This is a genomic window from Laedolimicola sp., from assembly GCF_051972735.1.
In the GTDB taxonomy this organism is placed as follows: domain Bacteria; phylum Bacillota; class Clostridia; order Lachnospirales; family Lachnospiraceae; genus Laedolimicola; species Laedolimicola intestinihominis.
Genome location: NZ_JBOKYU010000005.1, coordinates 23,942 through 42,102, shown reverse-complemented (window position 1 = coordinate 42,102; position 18,161 = coordinate 23,942). Strand labels below are relative to the sequence as shown.

Below are 18,161 nucleotides of genomic sequence, written 5' to 3'. Positions count from 1 at the left end.
ATTTTATGAGAAAGAAAGGTTTGGCATTGTTGTTGACAGTAGCTATGGTCTGCTCACTGGGTCTTACCGGATGTGGGGGAAGTTCATCCGATACGGCTGAAAATAAGGGAGAAGCAGCAACCGCGTCGAATGCGTCTGATTTACAGGTAGACAGCGCGACAGACGCCGTGTCGTCAAAGGATACCCTGACGATTGCGATGCCCAGTGATCCGGGCACCATTGATATGCATTATTCCACCGCTTACGATTATGTGGCACCATTCGTGGTAAATCATCTTCTGATTCAGGAATACGATGCAAATGGAACCGTGCTTCCGGCCATTGGAGACGAGTCTTTGGCAGCAGAATATACTTACGATGACGACGATATGGGAATTACCTTTACCCTGCGTGATGGCGTCACCTTCTCCAACGGATATGCGCTGACTCCGGAAGACGTGGCATTTTCCATCCGTCTTTGTAGTGATCAGTCTTTCTATCAGATGGTAGATTTTGACAACATTGAGACAGCAGACAATACCGTTCATATTCCTTTCTTAAAGAAAGACGCGAACGCATTATATAACATCGGTGCAACTATTCCGATATACTCTGAGCAGTATTATAACGAGCTGAATAATGAGGCAGAGTTCTTCTCCACAAGTGCTGTGGGAACCGGCCCGTATAAGATTGTAGACTGGGTAGGTGGCGACTATCTGGATATGGAAGCAAATGAGAACTATTTCGCAGGTGCGCCGAAGATTCAGAAGCTTCGGCTTCGTTTTATCACCGATGCATCCGTAGCTTACATGGAACTTCAGAATGGCGGTGTGGATATCGTGACATCCCCGAACTGGACTGACGTGGACAGTGTTCTTGCAGGCGCTGCATCCGGTATTGACTGCTGGGAGGAGTCTTCCGCATACATGCTTCAGTTTGGCATGAACTGCTCCGGCGCGTTAAGTGACCTGAAGCTTCGCCAGGCAGTTGTTACCGCTATCAACAAAGAAGAGCTTGCACAGGGCGCATTCCTTGGCTCCGGCGAAAATTCTTATTGCCTGGTATCCGAGTCTCTTCCGGGAACTATTGATTATACAGACAGTTGGCCGTACAGCTACGATCCGGAAAAGGCGAAAGAGCTTCTGAAAGAAGCAGGTTATGAGCCGGGTCAGCTTACTTTAACCTGTATCGTAGGTGCAGGCGGCGGTCCCCGTACAGACGCAGCGCAGATGATCGGCGGATATCTGGAAGCAATCGGTGTTACACTTGAGATTAAGGAAGTAGATATCGCAACATATGCATCTACCATTACTGATCAGCCTGAGTCCTGGGATTTCTGGCTCCGTAACTTCGGCTCCGGTATCGGAAATGCGCCCAGCGCCCATGACTATTTCGCAACCAACATTCCGATGAACTGCTTTATCGACAAGCAGGACTCCTCCGCAAAGATGCTGGATCTGGCATCCAAGATGGGCGAGACTATGGATGATACCGAGAGGACTGCAGTATTCAAGGAGCTGCAGGATTATTACCTGAATGAGTGTCTGTACAGTTGCCCGCTGGTACAGCAGAAGACCTATACTCTGGTAAATTCCGGACTTAAGAACCTGACAAAGTGCGGACAGTTATACTGGAATGTAAGAAACGCTTACTTTGAGTAAAAAAGTAATAGAAAGAAACGCAGCATAAAGGAGAGGAAATATGGCTGAAAATTACCTGTATGCAGGCTCATGGCTGGATGATTCAGGAAGAGCCGGAGGCGGAATTCATCGGTATCAGATAAAAGAAAACGGAGAATTGGAGCTGCTCGACCATATCGCAGAAGATGTGGCAGCAGGGTATATCGCAATATCAGCGGATAAGAAATATCTGTATACAGTCAATGAAATAAAGAGACGCCCGGATGTGGTAAAAACAGAAGGCGGAATCTATGCCTACGCTATCAATCAGAAGGACGGATCCTTACAGGAATTGAACCATATTTCCTCATGCGGTGTATTTCCAAACTATCTTGTGTTATCCTCCGATGGAAGATACCTGTACGGAATCAATTACGGTTCGGAGGATATGGTAATCAGAAGCAGGAAGAATGAAGAGGGCAGGTATGTTCTGGAGGAAGTATATGAAGAATCCAGCATGATTGCCGTGGATTTACAAGAGGATGGCAGCCTGGGAGAAATCAGTGCGATGCACCTTTTCTCAGGGGAGCCGAGCAGATATTTTGAGTGGTTCCAGGCTGCGCCCCATCCCCACTGTATCGGGTTGGATCCATCGGATCAGATGCTTCTGGTGGCAGACCGTGGTTGTGACAGGATTGTGACCTGTCACTATGACGCGGAGAAAAAGAAATTTACCCGGATTCATGAATATGCGACAGAGCATGGCGTCGGGCCGAGAAATTGTGTATTTCATCCGACGTTGCCATTTGTGTATGTCGTCGGAGAAGTAAAACCATATGTAACCGTATATCAATATAACGCGCAGACGGCGGAACTGACGGAGATAGTGTCTTATCTGACGGAAAAGCAGGAGTTGGAGTATATGCAGGGGGATGATTTCTTTGCATGTGCCCACCCCTCTGATATCCGGATTCATCCGGACGGAGGAATGCTGTATGTGGCCAACCGGGGGCCAGATACGATAGCTTGCTTTGAAATCTCACCGAAAAATGGCCTGCTGACACAGGTGGAACTGGTCTCCACGGAAGGAAAATTTCCCTGGAGTATGGATTTTTCAACACAGGGAGTCTGGATGTATGTGGGCAATAAGGTGGGCGAGTGTATCAGCGTTTTTCAGTTGGATGAGAAGCGGATTCCGAGGTATAAAGGTGAAGCAGGGCATATTGAGAGAACTGTATGCCTGAAAAGCATAGAGATATAGAGGAAGCGTTATGAGACTTATAGAAAATGTATATCAGACAAGCGGCGTTATGTATGGGACAAATTCCAGTACCTATTGCATTGATACCGGTGAGGGACTGGTATTGATTGACGCTGGATTTTCAGAAAAGCAGTATGAAATCATGCGGACAAGGCGAAAAGAGGATGGACTTGGCAATAAAAAGCTCCGGGATTTGTTCATCACACATGGTCATTTCGATCATGCCGGAAATGGCTGGCTGCTGCAGAAGGATGGCGTAAAAGTTTATATGAGCGCAGAAGACGGAGCGGCTGTGAAGAGTGGAGATGAACGGACGCTGGGTTCTCTGTTTGGAAGAAAATTTCGCGCGTTTACACCGGACGGAAAAGTCCGGGACGGACAGACCTTTGATTATGGCAATACACAGCTGACTGTTTTGGAACATCCGGGTCACACAGAGGGAACCATTTCCATTCTGGCGGAGACAAACGGAAAGAAAATTTTATTCGCAGGCGATATTTTTGTATTGAAAGCATGTAATCCGGCAGATGAGCTTCAGCCTGAAATTGGCTGGACCGGAGGCCCCGACTACAACGGAACGAAGAATCTGGAGACTTTCCGAAAGCTTAAGGAGCTGCCTCCGGTGGATCTGGTGGCGCCGGGACACGGAAGCGTTTATTTTGGCGATAGCAGGAAGCTGTTTGAGATACTGTATCATTTGGCGGAGAAGGAGGCACAGCAATGAAATATCAGACATTGTTTACCCCCATCCAGATTGGCAAGCTCACATTAAAAAACAGATTCGCAATGGCCCCTATGGGGCCATTGGGTCTGGGTGACAGGGAAGGCGGCTGGAATCAGAGGGGGATTGATTATTATACAAGACGGGCGCAGGGAGGCACCGGGCTTATCATCACCGGAGTAACCTTTTCAGACTGTGAGGTAGAGACCCAGTCCATGCCGAACTGTCCCAACAGTACGTACAATCCTGTGCATTTTGTGAGAACAAGCCGGGAGATGACAGAGCGTGTTCACGCCTATGGGGCGAAAATCTTTTTGCAGATGTCAGGTGGATTTGGGCGTGTGACAATTCCTACAAATCTGGGAGAGTTCCCGCCGGTAGCTCCCTCTCCCATTCCCCATCGTTGGCTTGATAAGACCTGTCGGGAACTTACCAGGGACGAAATTCACAAAATTATAGAAAGCTTTGGAAAGGGCGCGTTTAACGCGAAGCGTGCTGGCTTCGACGGCGTGGAGATTCACGCGGTTCATGAGGGTTATCTCATCGACCAGTTCGCCATTGCCTTTTTCAATCACAGAACCGACGAGTACGGAGGAAGCCTGGAGAACCGGCTCCGCTTTGCGAAAGAGATCCGCGAGGAAATCGCGAAGACCTGTGGCTGGGACTTCCCGGTGGCGGTGCGCTTCAGTCCCAAGAGTATGTTCAAAGACTGGAGAAAGGGCGCTCTTCCGAACGAGGAGTTCGAGGAGAAGGGCCGTGACCTGGAGGAAGGCCTTCAGACTGCGAAGCTTTTGGAAGCCTATGGATACGACGCCCTGGATGTGGACGTGGGATGCTACGACGCATGGTGGTGGAACCATCCGCCTATGTATATGGAGAAGGGGCCCTACCGGAAATATGCGAAATTAGTCAAAGAGACCGTAAAGGTTCCGGTCTTCATGGCAGGACGCATGGATACGCCGGAGATGGCTGAAAGCTGTGTAAAGGACGGTACCTGTGACGTGATTTCCCTGGGAAGACCGCTTTTGGCAGACCCGGATTACGTAAAGAAGCTGCGTGCGAACCACGTCTGTGAGATTCGTCCCTGCATCTCCTGTCAGGAGGGCTGCATGGGAAGAATCCAGACCTACTCCATGATCAATTGCGCGGTAAACCCCCAGGCGGCCAGAGAGCGCGTGACGGCCTACGAGCCGGTGGCGCGTAAAAAACGCGTGCTCATCGCGGGCGGCGGCGTGGCAGGCTGCGAGGCGGCTAGAGTGCTGGCAGAGCGCGGCCATGAGCCGGTGTTGTATGAGGCGTCTGAGAGACTTGGCGGCAATCTGCTTCCGGGCGGCGCGCCAGCCTTTAAAGAGGACGACCAGCAGCTGGTCAAATGGTATGAGAATGAGCTTGAGCGCCTGCGCGTTCCGGTTTATCTGAACACAAAGGTTACAAAAGAAATGGTGCTGGAGAGCGACTGCGACGCAGTCATCGTAGCTACCGGCTCCCGCCCGAAGATGTTCTCTCTGGGCGACGATGAGAAGGTATACTGCGCGGAACAGGTACTGATGAACCAGAAGGATCCGGGTGATAAGGTAGTCGTCGTGGGCGGCGGCCTGGTAGGCTGCGAGATGGCTCTGGATCTGGCCCAGAAGGGCAAGAAGGTTACGATTCTGGAGGCCCTGCCGAAGATTATGGCGGTGAACGGCCCCATCTGCTCCGCAAACAAGGAGATGCTGGAGGAACTGCTTCCCTTCCACGGCGTAGATATCATCTGCAACGCGAAGGTGACCGGTTTTCAGGATGGCGCAGTCAGCTACGAGACGGATGGAAAAGCAGAGAAGCTGGACGCAGACAGCATCATCCTCTCCGTAGGCTACCGCAGCGCGGACGAGCTTTATCATGAGTTGGAATTCGACGTGGCGGATCTGTATCTGCTGGGAGATGCCGGAAAGGTGTCTAATATCATGTATGCTATCTGGGATGCGTTTGAGGTGGCAAATCACATCTGAGCACGGAGCAATCCGGTATCGGAGTAGAGAGGGGGCAACGCCTATGAACATTTTAGTAATTGATGTGGGAACCTCAAGTATTCGCGGTGTCCTGTACGATGAGAAGGGAACGGAAATCTTCTGCCATCAGATTCCCTATCAGGTGCATTTCATCGACGGAACCCATGCGGAACAGGACACATCCGACTGGTCAGACACCATCGTGGAAATCGGCCGGGCGGCTGCCGCATACTGTGAAAAAGAAAATGTAAAGATTGGCGGGCTGGCTTTGACAAGCCAGCGCTCCAGTGTAATACCGGTGGATAAGGACGGCCACGCGCTGATGGCTGCCATCATGTGGCAGGATAAGCGCAATAAGGAGATCGTCGATGAATTCCGGGGCATGGAAAAGGCCATCTATAAGCTGACCGGAGCCAGGATCAATACCGTATTTTCCGGAACGAAGATGACCTGGGTGCGCCGGAACGCGCCGGAGATCTATGAGAAAACCTATAAATTCTGTACGATTGCGGACTTTATTACACATGAGATTACCGGAGAATACCGGACAGACCATACCTATGGCAGCCGCAGCCTTCTGATGAATGTGCGGACCAGGGAGTGGGATCCGAAGCTTCTGGATATCTTCGAAATCGAGGCAGACAGGCTCTGCGAACTGCGGGAGCCGGGTACCGTGATTGGCACAGTGACGGAGAAATTTGCAGCGAAGACCGGTCTTACGGCGGGCACGCCCTTCATATCCGCAGGCGGAGACCAGCAGTGCGCAGCCTTAGGGCACGGCGTAACTGCGCCGGGCAGTCTGGAGATTACCACCGGAACCGGAGCCTTTATGCTGGGCTACAGCGAGAAAGTACCCGAGAACCTGACCAATAATATCATCTGCGGTGCCCATGCGATTCCGGGCAAATATGTGCTGGAGAGCAGTATGCTGACCTGCGCGGCCCTGTACAATTGGGCGAAGGCCAATCTCTTCGCGGACAGTGAAGGGGATGAGAATCCCTTCGAGCGCATCAATGGGGCGGTAAAGCAGAGTCCGCCGGGAGCCAACGACTGTCTGGCACTGCCTTATTTCCAAGGAAGGGGAACCCCGGACTGGAACGCGGACGCCAAGGGGCATTTCGCAAATCTGGGACTGAATACGACGCGCGCGGATATGGCGCGGGCCGTTCTGGAGGCAATCGCCCTGGAAGCCAAGAACAACCTGGATATCGTGGAAGGCTACGTGGGAACCATCGACAAGCTGCTGATCGGAGGGGGCCTTACCAGGTTCCCGGAGTTTAACCAGATGCAGTCGGATATCTACCAAAAGAAGCTGCTGCATAACCAGTCAAGCGCAGAGCAGACCGCCCTGGGAGCCTGGGCCAATGCGGCGGTGGCGCTTGGTATCTATGAGACGCACAGCGAAGCAATTGAGACAGCCAAAGAAAAAGAGCAGGTAGAGATGTATTCTCCCAATCCTGCCCATGCGGAAATCTATCTCCGGAAACAGCGGCAGATGAATGCGCTGTACGACAGTGTGAAAAAGCTGTCCCGGGATATGTATTAAAAAATTTATTTTGCTTCATTTAAGATACGGGTGGCCGTCGTGCCATCCGTAATTAATGTGTTGATAAAATCGCCTTTCAGGGCGGCCAGAAGCGCAGGCGCTTTGGATACCGGAGAGGCCACGATCACTACGTCAGAGATGTTGCGAAGCTGTTGAATGGATAAACTGATGGATTTCTCATTCCAATCACAGGCAAGCTCTTGTCCATTGGCGTCAAAGAAACGGCCCAGAATGGATCCGCAGGCACCCTTTTCCACCAGATCCTTATAAATCTCAGGCGGCATACTGCCCCGCCAGTAATCGCTTTCCCGAATCTTCCCCATGGTTCCGATGCTGGCAATCACCTTATCGCAGAAAATTCCCTTTTTCAGAATCACAGAATTGTTGGCATCGTTACAGAGGGCATTCCGGACGTAATCGTCGGGAATGTACAGAGGCAGGTTCAGAAAATCCGCATGTCCGTGAAAGACTTCAGCCATGGCAGTCACAACAGCCTGTGGGGTGCTGCTGATAGATTCGCAGGTAACGGATCCCATGAGCTGGACGATATCCGGATTTAAATCCAGAGGCTGCAGCATTTTTACAAGGACGGCCAGACTGTCACCCCATCCGGTACCGATGATCAGGTTTTTCCTCATATGCTCCATCAGATATTCTGCGCCCAGCTTGCAGACGTCCCGGTGGTACATGGATTTTTCGCTGATGCGGTTGTTCAGGACGCGGGCATGCTTCAGACCGAAGCGGTTTTTCAGACGTTCTTCAATTTCATAATGACGCTCAAAGGTATAATTAACAGAGAAGGAGACGATTCCCTCATCCACGGCTTCTTTTAAGAGGCGGGAAACGCGGGTGCGGGAAAGAAAGAGCTTGTCAGCGATTTCATTCTGTGTAAGTCCCCGCTCATAATAGTCGCAGGCCACTTCAGCCAGTAAGCTTAATTTCTTGAGTTCTTTCTGATTCATAAGTCACCTCATGGATAGTCGAAATATAGATAGAATTAGCTAAAACAGATATGTATATTATAACGCTATGCAATGGAATTTCAAAGTATTTTTTCCGGCGGGGCAGCATAGTTTGTAGAAACACATCATACAGGAACCTACGATGCAAAATTTGAAATTAAAAGCCATGCAGTCCGACCTGCCGGACTATGGAAAGCTGCAGATTCATATTACTTCCGCCCGGGGCGCGCAGCCGATTCCGGGGGCGAAGGTGGCTATCTCTTATACCGGAGAGCCGGATCAGACCATGGAGGAGCTGACGACCAACAGCTCCGGGCAGACCGATGAGGTGGAGCTGGCCGCGCCGCCGCTGGAGTACAGTGTGGAGCCAAGCGAGCCCCAGCCCTACTCGGAATATACCCTGTCGGTGACCGCGCCGGGCTACGAGCCAGTGGAGATTGCGGGAACGGAGATTCTGCCGGAGGTGACGGCCATTCAGGAGATTCGGATGCAGCCCCGGCAGGGAGAAGAGTATGAGCGCTATGTCATCGGAGCTCATACCCTGTTCGGGAATTATCCGCCGAAGATTGCTGAAGCGGAGATTAAGCCGGTGGGCGAGAGCGGGGAGATCGTCCTGAGTCGTGTGGTGGTGCCGGAGTACGTCATCGTCCACGACGGCGCGCCCTCGGACAGCTCCGCGTCAGACTACTGGGTCCGCTACCGGGATTACATCAAAAATGTGGCCTGCAGCGAAATCTACGCCACCTGGACCGACGCGGCCATCCGCGCCAATGTGCTGGCAATTATGTCCTTTACGCTTAACCGGGTGTATACTGAGTGGTATAGAAACAAGGGCTACGACTTTACGATTACCTCGTCCACAGCCTTCGACCACAAATGGATCCATAACCGCAACATTTTTGAAAACATCTCCCTGATCGTTGATGAGCTCTTCGCGGACTATCTGTCCCGGCCCAATGTGAAGCAGCCCATCCTGACCCAGTACTGCGATGGCCGACGGGTGAGTTGCCCCAACTGGATGAGCCAGTGGGGAAGTCAGTCTCTGGGCGAGCAGGGCTATACGGCCATCGAGATTCTGCGGAATTATTACGGGGAGTCCATGTACATCAATACGGCGGAGGAGATCTCTGGCATACCCTATTCCTGGCCCGGCTACGAGCTGACGGAGGGAGCTTCCGGGCAGAAGGTACTGCAGCTCCAGGAGCAGTTAAACCGGATTGCCCGGAACTATCCGGCGATTCCGACCGTCTCCGAGGATGGTATCTATGGCCCGGCCACGGCGGAGAGCGTGCGGACGTTCCAGTCTATCTTTGGATTGCCCCAGACTGGGGTGGTGGATTATCGGACCTGGTATAAGATTTCGGAGATCTATGTAGGCGTGTCCAGAATCGCGGAGCTGAATTAGAACAGATTAAAAAGTACCGGCATTCAGGGAATGAATAACAACTCTCTGAATACCGGTATTTTCGCTTTACAAAAGAAAAACAATTCTATTATAATAGGGAAAATGATTGGAAAGCGGGGGAAGAAATTTATGCGTTTCCGTCCATGTATCGATATCCACAATGGCCAGGTTAAGCAGATCGTGGGAGGCAGCCTGACTGATAAAAATGATTTCGCCAGGGAAAATTTTGTGTCGGAGCAGGATGCGGCCTGGTATGCGAAGCTTTATCAGGAAGACGGCCTGAAAGGAGGCCATGTGATTCTGCTGAACGGCGCGGGTTCTCCTTATTATGAGGCCACGAAAGCGCAGGCGTTGAAAGCCTTAAAGGCCTACCCGGGGGGCCTTCAGATCGGCGGCGGCATTCATCCGGAAAACGCAGCGGAATATCTGGACGCCGGAGCCAGCCAGGTCATCGTGACCTCTTATGTCTTCAAAAACGGCCGGATCCAGTATGAGAATCTGGGGAAAATGCTTGCAGCTGTGGGCCGCGACCGCCTGGTGCTGGACTTGAGCTGCCGCAAAAAGGGCGGCGCGTACTACATCGTCACCGACCGCTGGCAGAAATTTACAGACGTCCGGGTGACGCCCGCCCTTCTGGATGAATTGTCCGGGAAATGCAGCGAATTTTTAGTCCACGCCGTGGACGTGGAGGGCAAAGCTTCAGGGATTGAAAAAGAACTGGCAGCCATGCTCGGCGACTGGGCCGGAATCCCCGTTACCTATGCGGGCGGCGTGGGCAGCCTGGAGGATGTGGAGGCACTTCGCACCCTCGGAAAGGGCCGCCTGGACGTGACCATCGGAAGCGCCTTAGATCTTTTTGGCGGTTGTATCCCGTACCGAAATGTGGTATACTTGCGTTAGAGAGAGATCTCGAAATACCCGTAAAGGAGTTGATTTTATGCGTTATGTAATCAGCGGCAAAAATATCGATGTGACAGAGGGGCTCCGTACAGCGATCACGGACAAGCTCGGAAAGTTAGAGCGCTATTTTACTCCGGACACGGAAGTACATGTTACTTTAAGTGTCGAGAAAGAAAGACAGAAGATTGAGGTAACCATTCCTGTAAAGGGAACTGTGATTCGTTCCGAGCAGGTAAGCAATGATATGTATGTATCTATCGACCTGGTGGAAGAGGTCATTGAGCGTCAGCTCCGCAAGTACAAGAACAAGATTGTACAGCGTGAGCAGGGTGCAGGAAGCTTCCGTCAGGAGTTTATCGACAAAGAGGCAGAGGATGAAGAGGTTCGCATCATCCGTACCAAGCAGTTCGATATGAAGCCCATGTATCCGGAAGATGCATGCGTACAGATGGAGATGCTGGGACACAGCTTCTACGTATTTGTAAATGCGGAGACTGAGCAGATCAACGTGGTTTACAAGAGAAAGGGCAATACCTACGGACTGATTGAGCCGGAACAGTAAAATATGATTTATCCGGGGGCTGCGCGCAGGCGCAGTCCCTTTTTGGTCTATAGGAAATACCATGTTGCAGGATTCTATTTTGGGGTTCCGGCCCCAGGGCAGGGATATTGGAAACTTCTTGAATATTCCGCCGTGTAGTGTTAAAATGTTAAACAGAGTATTGTCTGAAATGGCAGAAACTTAAGATTGGAGTTTGCAGATGAATTTATTTACAAAAATGTTTGGTACTCACAGTGAAAGGGAGCTGAAGCTGATTTACCCGCTGGTGGATCGGATCGAAGCGCTCCGCCCGGAGATGCAGAAGCTTTCTGATGAAGAACTGAAGGGAAAGACAAAAGAATTCAAGCAGCGTCTGGCCGATGGCGAGACCCTGGATGATTTGCTGGTAGAGGCCTTCGCGACTGTCCGCGAGGCTGCGAAGCGTGTGCTTGGTATGGAGCATTACCGGGTACAGCTGATTGGTGGTATTATCCTGCATCAGGGACGTATCGCCGAGATGAAGACAGGTGAAGGAAAGACCCTGGTGTCCACCCTTCCGGCTTACCTGAACGCATTGGAGGGTAAGGGCGTCCATATCGTTACGGTCAATGATTATCTGGCTCACCGTGACGCGTCCTGGATGGGCAAGGTACATGAGGCTCTGGGACTGACCGTCGGCGTGGTTCTGAACAGCAGCACAGGAGATGAGCGGCGCGCCGCTTATAACTGTGATATTACTTATGTAACCAACAATGAGCTGGGCTTTGATTATCTGCGTGATAACATGGTTATCTACAAGGAGCAGCTGGTACAGAGAGACCTGCATTACGCCATCATCGACGAGATCGATTCCATCCTTATCGACGAGGCCCGCACCCCGCTGATTATCTCCGGACAGAGCGGCAAGTCCACCAAGCTTTACGAGATCTGCGACGCGCTGGCGAAGACCATGAAGCGCGGCGAGGCCAGCGGTGAGTTCAGCAAGATGAACGCCATCATGGGCGAAGAGATCGAGGAGACCGGCGAGTTTATCGTCAATGAGAAGGATAAGATCGTCAACCTGACGGCAGACGGCGTGAAGCGGGTGGAGGATTATTTCCACATCGAGAACCTGGCGGATCCGGAGAACCTGGAGATCCAGCACAATATGATTCTGGCCCTGCGCGCTAACTATCTGATGTTCCGGGATCAGGATTACGTGGTAAAGGATGATCAGGTTCTGATCGTTGATGAGTTTACCGGACGTATTATGCCGGGACGCCGTTACTCCGATGGACTTCACCAGGCTATCGAGGCTAAGGAGCATGTAAAGGTGAAGCGCGAGAGCAAGACGCTGGCGAATATTACCTTCCAGAACTTCTTCAATAAATACGCAAAGAAGGCCGGTATGACCGGTACCGCCCTCACCGAGGAGAAGGAGTTCCGCGAGATCTACGGTATGGACGTTATCGAGATCCCGACCAACCGTCCGGTTATCCGAAAGGATCTGGACGACGCGGTATACAAGACCAAGAAAGAGAAGTTCCATGCAGTTGTGGAGGAGATCGAGCGTGCTCACGCCAAGGGTCAGCCGGTTCTGGTAGGTACCATTACCATCGAGACCTCTGAGTACTTAAGCGGACTGCTCCGCAAGAAGGGCATTCAGCATGAAGTCCTGAACGCCAAGTTCCATGAGCGCGAGGCGGAGATCGTAGCCCTGGCAGGCCAGCATGGCGCGGTTACCATCGCTACCAATATGGCAGGCCGTGGTACCGATATCAAGCTGGACGATGACGCCAAGGCAGCAGGCGGACTGAAGATTATCGGTACCGAGCGTCATGAGTCCCGTCGTATCGACAACCAGCTGCGCGGACGTTCCGGTCGTCAGGGAGACCCGGGAGAATCTCGTTTCTACATCTCTCTGGAGGACGATCTGATGCGTCTCTTCGGATCCGAGCGTCTGATGAGTGTGTTCAATGCCCTGGGCGTGCCGGAAAATGAGCAGATTGAGCATAAGATGCTTTCCGATGCCATTGAGAAGGCTCAGAAGAAGATCGAGAGCAACAACTTCGGTATTCGTAAGAACCTGCTGGAGTACGACCAGGTTATGAATGAGCAGCGTGAGATCATCTACGCGGAGCGCCGCCGGGTACTGAACGGCGAGAGCATGCGTGATGCCATCTATAAGATGCTCACCGATACCGTAGAAAATGTGGTAGACAGCCTGATTGGCGACGATCAGGATAAGTCCGAGTGGGATCTCTTAGGCTTGAACGAGTCTCTGCTCCGCACGATACCGCTGCAGACCATTACGCCGGAGCGCATTGCCGATAAGAAGAATAAGGCAGAGCTGAAGCATATGTTGAAAGAAGAGGCAGTGAAGCTCTATGAGCTGAAGGAGGCGGAGTTCCCGAATCCGGAGATGCTGAGAGAATTAGAGCGTGTATTCCTTCTGAAGGTCATTGACCGCAAATGGATGGATCACATCGACGATATGGAACAGCTGCGCCAGGGTATTGGCCTGCAGGCATTTGCCCAGCGTGATCCGCTGGTAGAGTATAAGCTCAGCGGTTATGAGATGTTCTCTGCCATGACAGCCAGCATTCAGGAGGAAACCGTCCGGATTCTGCTTCATGTGCGCGTGGAGGAGAAAGCAGAGCGTGAACAGGTAGCCAAGGTAACAGGAACCAATAAGGATACCTCCCTGGCAGCAGCGCCCAAGAAAAGGGAAAGCGCTAAGATTTACCCGAACGATCCCTGTCCCTGCGGAAGCGGCAAGAAGTATAAGCAGTGCTGCGGAAGAAAAGGCGCGTAAGTATAAAGCATAAAAAAGAAGGCCATACTCTTTTTAAAATGATCAGAAAGGGGTATGGTCTTTTTATGTCAAAAAAGAAAAAGCCGGAACTGAAGCATTTAGAGCCGGAGGAACAGTTGAAATATGAAATCGCGGAGGAACTGGGGCTTTTGGATAAAGTGCTTAAGGATGGCTGGAAATCTCTTTCTTCCAAGGAGACCGGACGAATCGGCGGGTTGATGACGAAGAAGAAAAAGGAACTGAACAAATCCAGGTAAGACGCAGCCAGCTTGCTATTTTTAACGGGGTTGTATATAATGAAGAATACAAAAAACGGAATAGAAGAAAATGTATGATCCGTGTATTAGTAGCAGATGATGAGGAAAAGGTATGTCAGTTGATTTGCAAGCTGATTCACTGGAAATAATTGGAAATGAAGCTGGTAGGAACGGCATCGAATGGAATTGGAGCCCTTCAGATGATAGAAGCGGAACATCCGGATCTGGTGCTGACGGATATCCGGATGCCCGGATATGATGGCATGGAGCTTTTGAAACGGGCGCGCATCCAAAACCCGGATATGGAATTTATTATTATCAGTGGATATTCCCATTTTGAATATGCGCAGACCGCTATCCGCTATGGAGTCAGCGATTATATATTAAAACCGGTGAATGAGGAAGCTTTGAATGCCACGCTGCAGAAGGTGCGCCAGCGTTATATGGAGCATCAAGCATTGACGGAGAAAAATCTGGAGCAAAAGAAGCAGCAGGTTCTGGATCAGGCCCGTGTAAGAGAAACCCTGTGGATGGATTTGGAGTATGCCCGGATTCTCCAGAATATGGAAGCCTTAAATGAAAAATACTGGTACCATTTTCAGGAGGGAAAATTCAGGACCTTTCTGATACAGGCCGATGTAAAAAATAACGAAGATCTCAGCGAAAATTATGCCGATAACGTGATGGAACTGGTGAATAGCAAAGCTCCGGGCCTGTTTGAAAAACTGAAAAGGTCCTGAAGGCTGGCCTGGAGAACATGATCAGCACTCTGTGCATGGAGCTGCATGCCTTTGAATATATGCGGTTTCACCTGGCAGTCAGCGGAGAAGTACAGGATATAGGACAGCTTCCTGGCTGTGTTACGGAAGCAGAGCTGACGATGGGCGAACGGCTGTTTATATGGAACAGTCAGTTTCTGGATAAAATTCCGGAAAATTCTTCCGTTGGAGAGGATGTTCTGTTCAAACCATTTAGTGTGGCCATCCGTCAATGTCTGGAGCTGCAGGAGCCGGAGCGGATGCTGGAGGTTGTGGAAAGGCTCCATATGGATGCACTGGCCTGTAAAATGAATGGCGCGCAGATGTTGAGGCTGGTGCGGGAAGCCTATCGGCTTTTCCTTCTGTCCGGCGTATTTCAGAATGAGTACCATTTTGATGAGGGGGAAGAGCAGTTTTGCCGACAGGCTGAACTGTGCAGCAGCCATGAGAGGCTGTTTGATTTTCTGGCTGACACCTTGCGGATCCCATCAGTCTGGAAGAGGTAAGCTCTGAGGTAGGATTTTCCGGAAGCTATTTCAGTACGTTGTTCCGAAAGGAAACAGAGAAAAATTTTCTTGAATATTTGACGGATGTGAGAATAGACGAGGCAAAAGTTCTTCTTCGTGAGAGCAGGATGACGATAGAAAATGTTGCGAAATCAGTGGGAATTAACGATTATAAGCGTTTTTCCAAAACCTTATCTGGAAGCCTTATCAGGAAACGACCAGAAAGCTGGGATATTTCGCGGCAAAGGGAAGCCGCGAAGATCTGGAGCAGGTGAGATATTATTATAATCTGCAGGAAAAACAGGCAATTTGTAAAACACTGGAATATATGACTACCTCCACAACGCTGGAACTCAGTAAACGGCAGGCGCAATATCAGGCTCTGCAGAATCAGATTAATCCGCATTTCCTTTATAACACCCTGGAGAGTATCCGAAGCGAGGCGCTGATATCCGGGCTGGACAGCGTGGCTGATATGTGTGAGGCCCTTGCAGGATTTTTCCGTTATACGATTAGTAATATAGAACGTACCAAGATTTGCGGCGGCGGAGCCAAGAGTCCGCTGTGGCGTCAGATGGTGGCGGATATCCTGAATGTTAAGGTGGATATCCCGAAGAGCGAAGAAGGGCCGTCGATGGGCGGTGCTATGCTGGCTGCGGTAGCTTGTGGTGAATACGCAAGTGTGGAAGAAGCAGCGGAAAAGATTGTGGAAATTGTGGATACCGTGGAGCCGATCCCGGAGAACGCAGCCCGATATGAAAAGCAGTATCAGAAGTTCCGCAGAATCTACCCGACCGTGAAGGAATTATTTCCGGTAATTGAGTAAAAAAGCTTGCATGAAGGAGCTGGGACTGGTATACTTGGTTCAAATTCATAGATCCGGTAGAGGATAACTCTAGAGACTCCGGCTGGTGAAAGCAAAAGGAGCGCCGAAGAAGCAAACTGTGGGAATTCATCATTCCGCAGTGGAAACTGACAGGCAAAAGGAAGGTTATCCGACGGAACTCTGGAGAGAGCGAGCAATCGCCGCCTACGTGGAGATAACCAACTGGTAAAAGGACAGAGAGATTGATGCACAGGCATCAGTCTCTCTATTTTTTATGGAAAAGGAGAAAAGATATGAGAATGATGCTGACAGGCGCAGGCGCCGTAGGAGAATGTATTTTAAAAATGCTGGAAAAGCGGGATCCCAAGGGAGAGTGGCTTTCCTATGTGCTGCTGGCGGATTTTGATTTAAAGCGGGCAGACGAGGTAAAGAGCCATCTGGAGCAGGAGCGGAAATACCGGGAAGGAACGCAGTATGAGACGGCGCAGGTGGACGCCAGAGACCGGGAAGCGCTGACGGCGCTTATGCGGGAGCACCGGATTGATTTCGTGATGGACGCGGCCTCTCCCTTTGTGAGCAATTTTATATTTGACGCGGCCTTTGAGGCGGGAGCCGATTATGCCAGCATGGGAACCTGGTCGGTGCCGAAGGATCATCCGGAATTCGGAAAGGGCTTTGAGGGGGCTTACCTGGAGCCCATGACCAAGTACAATTTTGACCGGCACGAGGCCTGGAAGGAAAAGGGACAGATGGCCTGTATCTGTCTGGGAATTGATCCGGGCGTGGTAAATGTATTTGCCAAATACGCGGCAGAATACTTATTTGATGAGCTGCTGGAGGTGCATGTGAAGGACGGCGGCAATCTGACGCCGCCGGAGAGCGAGAAGGACGAGATTATCTTTGGCTTCAATGTATGGACGGTACTGGACGAGGTGATGAATCCCAACGCGGAATGGAGCCGGGAGGGCGGCTTCCTCATCGAGGATGCCTTTGCGGGAGAGGAGGACTTCCGGATGCCGGAGCCCTTCGGTGTCAACCATCTGGTAAAGGTGGAGCACGAGGAGGTAGTCACCATGCCGCGGTACCTGGAAAAATATGGATTACAGAAGGCCAGCTTCAAGATCGCTCTGGACGATAACCTGCTGAACGCTCTGAAAGTCCTGGATAAGCTGGGACTTCGGAATATCCATCCGGTTCAGGTGGGAGATGTGAAGGTGGTGCCCCGGGATGTGGTAGCGGCCTGCGCGCCCCAGCCCAAGGATATCGGAGAGGACATGACAGGCGGTATGTGCGTGGGCGTGGACTGTATCGGTATCAAGAACGGAGAGAAGAAGGAATATTTTATCTATCAGCCCTTTGACAATCAGGAGGCGCTGCGGGATTTCGGACTGCAGGCAGTGGTAGCCCAGACCGGCTTTGGGGCGGCTCTGGCCATCGAGCTTATGGGCCGGGGAATCTGGAAGGAGGCCGGCGTATTCTCGCCGGAGTACTTCCCCTCCCGTCCCTACATGGATCAGATGGAGGAGGCAGGACTGGCCTATCATATTCAGGAACGCTAAGGCGTCCGGGCAAGCATGGTTGACGGAAAGCCGGATTCAAGGTACACTGTAAGTACCAATGCGTAATAAGGAGAAAAGTTACCATGTTTGCACTGAAAAAAATGACAAAAGAGATGCACGATGAAGTACTGGCCATGGTGGAGCAGTTCTACCACAGCGATGCAGTCAGCCATCCGGTTCCGATGGAAAAACTGGAACAGACCTTTGCGGATGCTGTCAGTGAGGATTCGATTCTCGAGGGCTTTGTGCTGAACGAGGATGATACAACCGTGGGCTTTGCCTATATTACGGAATACTATGCCTGTGAGGTGGGCGGACGCTGTCTGATGTTTGAGGAGCTGTTTCTGAAGGAAGAATTCCGGGGAAAAGGCTATGGCACCCGTTTCTTTGATGAAATTATGAAGGCGAAGCCGCAGGTGCGCCGTTTCCGTCTGGAGGTCACCCGCAGCAATGAGAAAGCTGTGCACCTGTATGAGCGGCTGGGTTTTGAATTCCTGGCCTATGATCAGATGGTTCTCGATCGATAAATAAGGAGA

17 protein-coding genes and 1 pseudogene are annotated in these 18,161 nt (G+C 51.2%); 17 read left to right on the top strand and 1 reads right to left on the bottom strand.

The features are described 5' to 3' along the window. Positions 1-5 precede the first annotated feature (5 nt). Genes ACTRC3_RS02695 through ACTRC3_RS02675 form a run of 5 tightly spaced genes read left to right on the top strand, consistent with a single transcriptional unit; the run spans position 6 to position 7,117 of the window. Positions 6-1,640 (top strand): ABC transporter substrate-binding protein, encoded by a 1,635-nt coding sequence (locus ACTRC3_RS02695; RefSeq protein ID WP_440321371.1) that lies wholly within the window; start codon positions 6-8, stop codon positions 1,638-1,640. A 40-nt stretch (positions 1,641-1,680) separates the two neighbouring features. After that, positions 1,681-2,859 (top strand): lactonase family protein, encoded by a 1,179-nt coding sequence (locus ACTRC3_RS02690; RefSeq protein ID WP_440321368.1) that lies wholly within the window; start codon positions 1,681-1,683, stop codon positions 2,857-2,859. Between the two features lie 10 nt (positions 2,860-2,869). Next, positions 2,870-3,583, top strand: coding sequence for an MBL fold metallo-hydrolase (locus ACTRC3_RS02685; protein ID WP_440321366.1), 714 nt, complete (start codon positions 2,870-2,872; stop codon positions 3,581-3,583). Continuing rightward, complete coding sequence (locus ACTRC3_RS02680) at positions 3,580-5,571, top strand: oxidoreductase (protein ID WP_440321364.1); 1,992 nt, start codon at positions 3,580-3,582, stop codon at positions 5,569-5,571. Before ACTRC3_RS02685 ends, ACTRC3_RS02680 begins: the two co-directional genes overlap by 4 nt. Positions 5,572-5,614: 43 nt before the next feature. Next, complete coding sequence (locus ACTRC3_RS02675) at positions 5,615-7,117, top strand: FGGY-family carbohydrate kinase (protein WP_440321362.1); 1,503 nt, start codon at positions 5,615-5,617, stop codon at positions 7,115-7,117. Between the two features lie 5 nt (positions 7,118-7,122). On the opposite strand, the gene ACTRC3_RS02670 is transcribed toward ACTRC3_RS02675, so the two are convergent. Then, complete coding sequence (locus ACTRC3_RS02670; protein ID WP_440321360.1) at positions 7,123-8,079, bottom strand: sugar-binding transcriptional regulator; 957 nt, start codon at positions 8,077-8,079, stop codon at positions 7,123-7,125. 142 nt (positions 8,080-8,221) lie between these two features. Between ACTRC3_RS02670 and ACTRC3_RS02665 the strand changes: the two genes are divergently transcribed. The 12 genes and pseudogenes from ACTRC3_RS02665 to ACTRC3_RS02610 all read left to right on the top strand — a co-directional run bounded on the left by ACTRC3_RS02665 (position 8,222) and on the right by ACTRC3_RS02610 (position 18,152). Beyond that, a complete protein-coding gene (locus ACTRC3_RS02665) occupies positions 8,222-9,484 on the top strand; it encodes a peptidoglycan-binding protein (protein WP_440321358.1) in 1,263 nt (420 codons plus the stop codon). A 129-nt stretch (positions 9,485-9,613) separates the two neighbouring features. Beyond that, on the top strand, positions 9,614-10,384 hold the full coding sequence (gene hisA / locus ACTRC3_RS02660) for a phosphoribosylformimino-5-aminoimidazole carboxamide ribotide isomerase (protein ID WP_440321356.1): 771 nt from the start codon (positions 9,614-9,616) through the stop codon (positions 10,382-10,384). Positions 10,385-10,421: 37 nt separating this feature from the next. Further along, a complete protein-coding gene (gene hpf / locus ACTRC3_RS02655) occupies positions 10,422-10,946 on the top strand; it encodes a ribosome hibernation-promoting factor, HPF/YfiA family (protein WP_178039627.1) in 525 nt (174 codons plus the stop codon). Positions 10,947-11,145: 199 nt separating this feature from the next. After that, the gene (gene secA / locus ACTRC3_RS02650; RefSeq protein ID WP_178039626.1) at positions 11,146-13,719 is read left to right on the top strand and encodes a preprotein translocase subunit SecA; all 2,574 of its coding nucleotides are present in this window, start codon (positions 11,146-11,148) and stop codon (positions 13,717-13,719) included. Between the two features lie 65 nt (positions 13,720-13,784). Next, a complete protein-coding gene (locus ACTRC3_RS02645) occupies positions 13,785-13,976 on the top strand; it encodes a small, acid-soluble spore protein, alpha/beta type (protein ID WP_178039625.1) in 192 nt (63 codons plus the stop codon). Positions 13,977-14,131: 155 nt separating this feature from the next. Further along, positions 14,132-14,716, top strand: a complete 585-nt coding sequence (locus tag ACTRC3_RS02640; protein WP_440321353.1) for a response regulator — start codon at positions 14,132-14,134, stop codon at positions 14,714-14,716. Positions 14,717-14,733: 17 nt separating this feature from the next. After that, entirely contained in the window at positions 14,734-15,240 is a 507-nt protein-coding gene (locus ACTRC3_RS02635) for a hypothetical protein (protein ID WP_440321351.1), read from the top strand. Further along, positions 15,222-15,515, top strand: a complete 294-nt coding sequence (locus tag ACTRC3_RS02630; RefSeq protein ID WP_440321430.1) for a helix-turn-helix domain-containing protein — start codon at positions 15,222-15,224, stop codon at positions 15,513-15,515. The genes ACTRC3_RS02635 and ACTRC3_RS02630 overlap by 19 nt, the downstream gene beginning before the upstream one ends. Positions 15,516-15,586: 71 nt before the next feature. Beyond that, positions 15,587-16,066: pseudogene (locus tag ACTRC3_RS02625) on the top strand (histidine kinase); the annotation flags it as partial. Positions 16,067-16,151: 85 nt separating this feature from the next. After that, complete coding sequence (locus ACTRC3_RS02620) at positions 16,152-16,295, top strand: hypothetical protein (RefSeq protein ID WP_349164489.1); 144 nt, start codon at positions 16,152-16,154, stop codon at positions 16,293-16,295. Positions 16,296-16,359: 64 nt separating this feature from the next. Next, positions 16,360-17,625 (top strand): saccharopine dehydrogenase family protein, encoded by a 1,266-nt coding sequence (locus ACTRC3_RS02615; RefSeq protein ID WP_440321348.1) that lies wholly within the window; start codon positions 16,360-16,362, stop codon positions 17,623-17,625. A gap of 83 nt (positions 17,626-17,708) precedes the next feature. Continuing rightward, on the top strand, positions 17,709-18,152 hold the full coding sequence (locus tag ACTRC3_RS02610; RefSeq protein WP_440321346.1) for an N-acetyltransferase family protein: 444 nt from the start codon (positions 17,709-17,711) through the stop codon (positions 18,150-18,152). Positions 18,153-18,161 lie beyond the last annotated feature (9 nt).